Source organism: uncultured Halorubrum sp., assembly GCF_937146585.1.
In the GTDB taxonomy this organism is placed as follows: domain Archaea; phylum Halobacteriota; class Halobacteria; order Halobacteriales; family Haloferacaceae; genus Halorubrum; species Halorubrum miltondacostae.
On the sequence record NZ_CAKZRO010000162.1, the window covers coordinates 1 to 6,132 of the forward strand.

Annotated in this window: 9 protein-coding genes; 6 read left to right on the top strand and 3 right to left on the bottom strand. The window is 70.8% G+C overall.

Going from position 1 to position 6,132, the window contains the following annotated elements; genetic code table 11:
• A partial coding sequence (locus Q0116_RS13665; RefSeq protein ID WP_297889487.1) for an ACT domain-containing protein occupies positions 1 to 690 on the top strand: 690 nt, incomplete at its 5' end.
• Positions 691 to 838: 148 nt separating this feature from the next.
• On the top strand, positions 839 to 1,474 hold the full coding sequence (locus Q0116_RS13670) for a heme-binding protein (RefSeq protein ID WP_297889490.1): 636 nt from the start codon (positions 839 to 841) through the stop codon (positions 1,472 to 1,474).
• 52 nt (positions 1,475 to 1,526) lie between these two features.
• Here Q0116_RS13670 and Q0116_RS13675 read toward each other — a convergent pair whose 3' ends face one another.
• Complete coding sequence (locus tag Q0116_RS13675) at positions 1,527 to 2,012, bottom strand: hypothetical protein (RefSeq protein ID WP_297889493.1); 486 nt, start codon at positions 2,010 to 2,012, stop codon at positions 1,527 to 1,529.
• 178 nt (positions 2,013 to 2,190) lie between these two features.
• Between Q0116_RS13675 and Q0116_RS13680 the strand changes: the two genes are divergently transcribed.
• Entirely contained in the window at positions 2,191 to 3,057 is an 867-nt protein-coding gene (locus tag Q0116_RS13680; RefSeq protein WP_297889496.1) for a hypothetical protein, read from the top strand.
• A 30-nt stretch (positions 3,058 to 3,087) separates the two neighbouring features.
• Here the strand turns inward: Q0116_RS13680 and Q0116_RS13685 are convergent, their stop codons facing one another.
• Positions 3,088 to 3,666, bottom strand: a complete 579-nt coding sequence (locus Q0116_RS13685; RefSeq protein ID WP_297889499.1) for a hypothetical protein — start codon at positions 3,664 to 3,666, stop codon at positions 3,088 to 3,090.
• A 190-nt stretch (positions 3,667 to 3,856) separates the two neighbouring features.
• On the opposite strand from Q0116_RS13685, the gene Q0116_RS13690 reads away from it, so the two are divergent.
• Both Q0116_RS13690 and Q0116_RS13695 read left to right on the top strand, forming a co-directional pair.
• A complete protein-coding gene (locus Q0116_RS13690; protein WP_297889502.1) occupies positions 3,857 to 4,429 on the top strand; it encodes a magnesium transporter in 573 nt (190 codons plus the stop codon).
• Positions 4,426 to 5,001: a magnesium transporter gene (locus Q0116_RS13695; protein WP_297889505.1), complete on the top strand. Its 576-nt coding sequence runs from the start codon at positions 4,426 to 4,428 to the stop codon at positions 4,999 to 5,001. Before Q0116_RS13690 ends, Q0116_RS13695 begins: the two co-directional genes overlap by 4 nt.
• Positions 5,002 to 5,058: 57 nt before the next feature.
• Here the strand turns inward: Q0116_RS13695 and Q0116_RS13700 are convergent, their stop codons facing one another.
• On the bottom strand, positions 5,059 to 5,502 hold the full coding sequence (locus Q0116_RS13700) for a DUF2391 domain-containing protein (RefSeq protein WP_297889508.1): 444 nt from the start codon (positions 5,500 to 5,502) through the stop codon (positions 5,059 to 5,061).
• Positions 5,503 to 5,568: 66 nt separating this feature from the next.
• On the opposite strand from Q0116_RS13700, the gene Q0116_RS13705 reads away from it, so the two are divergent.
• A partial coding sequence (locus Q0116_RS13705) for a class I SAM-dependent methyltransferase (RefSeq protein ID WP_297889510.1) occupies positions 5,569 to 6,132 on the top strand: 564 nt, incomplete at its 3' end.

The following is a 6,132-nucleotide window of genomic DNA, read 5'->3' on the forward strand; positions in this document are numbered from 1 at the left end:
GACGAGGTCGTGATCGTCACCGACGTCGAGGGCGTGATGACCGGCGACCCCCGCGTGGTCGAGGGCGCGCGCAACGTGGGCGAGATCACCGTCGACGAGCTGCGGAACCTCTCGTTCCGCGGCGCCGAGGTGGTCGCGCCGTCCGCGCTGTCGTACAAGGACGAGGGGCTCGCGGTCCGGGTCGTCCACTACCAACACGGGGACCTCCTCCGCGGCGGCACGCGGATCGAAGGCGAGTTCGAGAGCCTGATCGACATGCGCGAGGAGCCGCTCGCGTGCCTCACCATCGCCGGACGGGCGATCCGCAACCGCCCCGGGATCCTCTCTGAACTGGCGAGCGCGCTCCGCGCCGAGGAGATCAACATCGACGCGGTCGCCTCCGGGATGGACTCGGTCACCTTCTACGTCGACGTCGACGTCGCCGAGACCGCCGAGGCGCTGCTCCACGAGGCGGTCGTCACCGACGAGGCGCTCTCCTCCGTCACCGTCGCCGACCCCATCGCGGTGATCCGCGTCACGGGCGGCGAGCTCCCCAACCAGTCGGGCGTCATCCAGGACATCATCGCGCCCATCGCGGACGCCGGGATCAACATCATCGACCTGATCACGAGCGCTACCTCGGTCGCGGTGTTCGTCGACTGGGACGACCGCGAGGAGGCCCTCGAGATCGTCCAGGACCGCTTCGACTGACCGACGCGGCTCCGATAGGGGCCCGAACTCGCATCGCTCGAAGCTCCCGCGAAGAGACGTCGGAAGCGGAGTATCCGTGCGGCGCGACCGGAGGCGCGTCGACCTCGCCCGACCGTTGGTTAATCACCTCCGGCGACGAAGCGGTCGTATGAGACCGCTCACGAAGGCGCTGCTCGCCGGTGGCGGCGCGCTGTTCGCCGGCTGGGTCGGCTGGGGTATCTACTCGAGCAGAGAGGCGGAATCGGTGCCGTACGAACGGCTACGAACGCTGAACGGCGTCGAGATCCGTCAGTATCCGCGGACGATCCTCGTCGAGACGACGGCGCCGGATCAGCGACGTGCGTTTCGACGACTCTTCGAGTACATCTCGGGCGACAACCGGGGAGGCGAGTCGATCTCGATGACCGCGCCCGTCCAAACGCGGAACGGCGAGTCGATCTCGATGACTGCGCCCGTTCGGTCCGAGACGGCCGCGACGGACACTGACGCGGTCCGAATGGGGTTCTACCTCCCCGCGGAGTACGGTCCCGAGACGGCGCCCGAACCGACGGCGTCGGACGTGTCCCTCGTCACCGAGCCCGCGAAGCGGGTCGCCGTCGACCGGTTCTCGTGGTACGCTCCCGCGTGGCGGGTCGAACGCCGAACGCGGAAGCTCCTCTCGACGCTCGAACGGGAGGGCGTCGAGCCCGTGGGCGACCCCTACCTCCTCCGCTACGACGACCCGTGGACGCCCCCGTTCATGCGACGGAACGAAGCGGCGGTGGCGGTGGCCGAAACGGACTGAGCGTCGCGGCGTCCGGACCGTTCGCCCTCGGACCGGCCGATCCGCGACTCGTTCAGCCGCCCTCCTCCGGATCGAACCGGTACCGCGTCGTCGACGACCCCTCGATCCGCGGGCCGGAGCCCGCGGCCTCGAACCCGAACGCGCCGACCACGCCCGGGCCGACCCCGTCCGTCGGAACGATGGCCTCGACAGTCATGCCCTCTCGTTTCGCGAAACCGATCGGCTCCTCGAACAGCCGCTCGACCGCGGCCGCGGTGCCCTCGAAGTTCGTCACGTGGACCGTCCCGTCGCGCACGTCGAACGCGACGAACCCGGCGACCGCGTCGACCGGAGTGTCGTCGCCCTCGCCGTCCCCTTCGTCGCCGTCGCCGTTCCGGTCCGACGGCGAGGCACCTTCGTCGGGCTCCGACGCGGCGTCGTCCGTCACCGCGACGCGAACCGACCGGTCGTGGATCATGTTCTGGACGACGCCGCGGGGTCGGTCCGTCATCGACCCGATGGCCGCGGCGTCGGCCTCGACCGCGTCGCGAACTCGCATACGTGCGTACTCTCGTCCGACTCCATAAAATCGCCGCACGGTTGGCGCGGACCGGATGATTTTAACGAGCGGCGAACCCAGTGTCTCGCATGTCCAAATCGACCCAGATCGTGGTTGGCACGGTCGGCATCTCGGCCGTCCTCTCGGCGCTCATCATCCTCTCGTACGTCCTCGGCTGATGTTCTCGCCACGGTCGCTCGACGACGACCTCGCCGCGGTCCGCGACCGCTACGCGCCCGGCTCGCCCGTGCTCGACGTCGAGTCCGACTTCGAGACGCTCCCGCCCGCCGCCGCGGAGGACCTCGGCCTCTTCGTCGACGCGCTCGACCCCGCGTCGTACCCCGGCGAGTGGCTCCCCGAAGCGGTGCCGGACCTGCTCGGCAAGCACGCCGGCCCGGCGTTCACCGTCGGCCTCCCCGGCGACGGGACCGTCGTTCGGACCACGCAGACCGACCCGCCCGCCGTCCTCGTCAAGCGGCGCGCGGAGGGGACGCCAGAGGACTTCCTCGCCTTCCTCGTCGCCGAGCGCCTGGTCCAGATCGACTGCGACCCGGCGCCGGGCGCGGTGAGCGGCGGGGACTCGGCGGGCCTCCCCGAGACGTTCCTCCCGTTCTTCGGCGAGCGCTACCGCGACCTCGACGCGGCGATCCGCCGCCCAGACCCCGAGACGGGGGCGTCGACGACGGGCTTCGGTCCGACCGACGTCTTCCAGGTCGCGAACGCGCTGTTCGACGCGTGGGTCGGGCTCCACACCCGCGACGCGTTCGCGTCGTGGGAGTCGGAGCACCCCCGGCTGTACGACGCGTGGGTCGACGCCGGCGAGCGGCTCTCCGGCCGGCTCGGCGGCCTTTCCGGCGAGGTCGCGCGCGGCGACACGGAGTTCCCGAGCGCGACGGAGTACGCCTGCTCGGCGGTGAAACACGGCCTCGACCTCCCGGCGCCGTACGGCGCGCTCGACACGACCGCCTACAGGGACCGGGGCGCGCCCTACGCGGTCGCGTGGGCGGAGAAGACGTTCGCGGCGCTCGTCGACGACGAGGAGTGACGGACGCCCCGGCCGCGGCGACTCCCGCGCTCAGACGTCGACGGTGACGGTGCCCTCGCCGTCGAGGTCGATAACGCCGTCGAACAGCTCTCGGAACCGGTCGAGCGTCGCGACCTCGTGGACCTCCTCGGAGAGGTGGAAGATCCCGACCGCGTCGTGCTCGTCGAGGAGGTCGAGGATCTCGGCGGCGGCCTCGTACACCGCGTCGTCGTCGGCGTAGTAGGCCATCTCGGTGAGCGAGTCGACGGAGACGCGGCGCTTCCCCTCGTTCTCGGTGAGGAACCGCTCGACGCGGTCGACCACGCCGTCGAGGTCGTCCGGCGCCGAGACGTAGTAGACGTCGTCCGCGGTGCGGCGGGAGTAGCCGCGCTCCACGGAGAGCGTGTCGAGGATGGTCGCCTTCGTCTCGTCGACGTCGTAGTACTCCAGCTTCTGTTCGACCTCCCGCGCGGTGGTCCGGGTGGAGACGACGAGGAACGCGTCCGTGTCGGTCTTCAGGAAGTCGGTGTCGATCCGGTCCGTCTCGCCGATGCTCGGGTGGACGAGCAGGAGTCCTGTCCCGCCCGGTATCGTTTCCGGCCCGTTCTCGACGACGAGGGAGTAGTCCATGCGATCGGAACTCGCCGGATCGACTTAACGGTGCGGGCCGGCGCAGTCCGAGACCGTCGGACGCGGCCGGGTCGCTCCCCCCGCCGCTCGCCGCCCGGCGGCCCTCTGCCCCCTTCGTTTCGACTGGAGATCGCGACGGCCGCGCGGCCGCCGGTCGGTTTTTTTGCCCCGCCCGCCGTCGGTGCGTCCGATGCCCGGTCACGACTCGGCGCGCGACGTCTACCGGCAGGCCCTCCCGGTGATATCGGTCAGCCTGATCGCCGGGCTGTTCGCGGGAACGATCCTCGCCTCCGAGACGATGCGCGCGAACATCGCGGAGGTCCCCGGGCTCCTCCTGTTGCTCCCGGCGTTCCTCGCCACCCGCGGCGGGGTGTACGGCTCGCTCGGCGCGCGGCTCTCGACCGGGCTCCACCAGGGGATCATCGAACCCCGGTTCCGCCTCGACCGCCGGATCACGAACGCGGTCGTCGCCTCCTTCCTGAACGGGATGACCGTCTCCGTGTTCATCGCGGTCGTCACCTACGCGACGCTCGTCCTGTTCGGCGACGGCGGGAGCCTCTTCCAGCTGGTCGGCGTGATGGTCGTCGCCGGCTTCCTCTCCGCCGTGCTCATGATCACGGTGCTCATCGCGGTCATCTTCCTCGGCTACCGCCGCGGGCTCGACCCCGACAACGTCATCGGGCCGGTGGTGACGACGCTCGGCGACGTGTTCGGCGTGTTCTTCCTCTTGGTCGGTGTCGCCGCCGTGGGGGCGGTGTCGTGACCGACTCCGCACCGAGCGCGGTCGACGAGTGGTCGATCCGGCGGATCGTCCGGACGATGATCCCGCTCCTCGCCGCGCTGTCGGTACTCCAACTCGTCTCGGGGACCGTGCTGGAGACGTACGAGGCGGTCCTGCTCCGGTACCCGGCGCTGCTCGTCCTCGTGCCCGTCCAGATCGGCACGGCGGGCAACCTCGCGGCGATCACCTGCTCGCGGCTCACGACCCAGCTGTACCTCGGGACCTACGAGCTCAGCCCGTCGAACCCGGCCCTCCGAGCGAACGCGGGGGCGGTGTTCGGGCTCGCGGCGACCGTCTTCGGCGCCGTGGGGATCGCCGCGTGGGGCATCGGGCTCGCACTCGGCGGGTCGCTCGCGCTCGGCCGGGTGCTGCTGATTTCGCTGGTCTCCGGCCTCTGTCTCGCGGTCCTCGTCGTCGTCGCCAGCGTCGCCGCCGTCGAGGTGTCCTACCGCGTCGGGCTCAACCCGGACGACACGACGATCCCCGTGGTGACGAACCTCTGTGACATCGCCGGCGTGTTGATCCTCTTCGCGGTCGTCTCGGTCGTGGTGTGAGGGCGGCCGGGGACTGCGGCGGTGCGGTCGAGTCCGCGTCCGCGCGCCCGCGCCCGCTCAGAACACGCTGTCGGCGGTCGCCGCGCCGACGACGCTGAACACCGCGCCGACGGCGACGGCCTTCGCCGTCGTCGCCACCACCGCGCCGTCCCCGATCCCGCCCTCGACGAGGAACGTCTGCGGCGCGTCGAAGATCAGCGCGAGCAGCAGCACGGACCCGAACGACACCGTCATCAGCGAGACGAAGCGGGTCGGGATCCCGACGAGGTCCGGCTCCTCGTCGACGTCGCGCCCGGTGTCGGCCCGGTACAACGCCGCGTAGCCGATCAGTCCGACGAGCGCCGCGGTCACGGCGGCCTGGATCCAGTTCATCCCCGCGGCGAGCTCCCACACCTCCGCGGTGACGACGAACGGCCCCGCGAGCAGGAAGCCGCCGACCGACTGCTGGGCGATGTCGGCCACCCGGAAGTCTGGCCGGCGGAGCGCCCGCGGTCGTTTCATACCCACGACCGGGACGGGAGCCGGTAAAACACCGCCGTTTTTCACCGCTCTCCCCGTCCGGCCGGTATGAGCGTTCGCGAGGAGTTCGACGAGTGGGCGGCGACCGGCAAGGACCGCGGGATGGAGGACAGACACTGGCACACCGCGAAACACGTCCTCGCGCGCATGCCGGCCGAGGAGGGCGACGCCGTCCTCGATTTGGGCACCGGCTCCGGCTACGCGCTCCGCGCGCTCCGCGAGCGGGGGATCGGCCGCGCCTACGGACTCGACGGCGCGCCGGAGATGGCCCGCAACGCCCGCGGGTACACCGACGACGACGCGGTCGGCTTCCTCGTCGGCGACTTCGACGAGCTGCCCTTCGCCGACGACTCGTTCGACCACGTCTTCTCGATGGAGGCGTTCTACTACGCGGCCGACCCGGTCCACACGCTCGAAGAGGTCCGGCGCGTGCTGAAGCCCGGCGGTACGTTCTACTGCGCGGTCAACTACTTCGCGGAGAGCGAGACCACCCACGCGTGGCAGGAGAACATCGCCGTCGAGATGACGCTGTGGAGCCGCGAGGAGTACCGCGAAGCGTTCCGCGAGGCCGGCCTGTACGTCGCCGAGCAGGACGCGATCCCGGACCGCGAG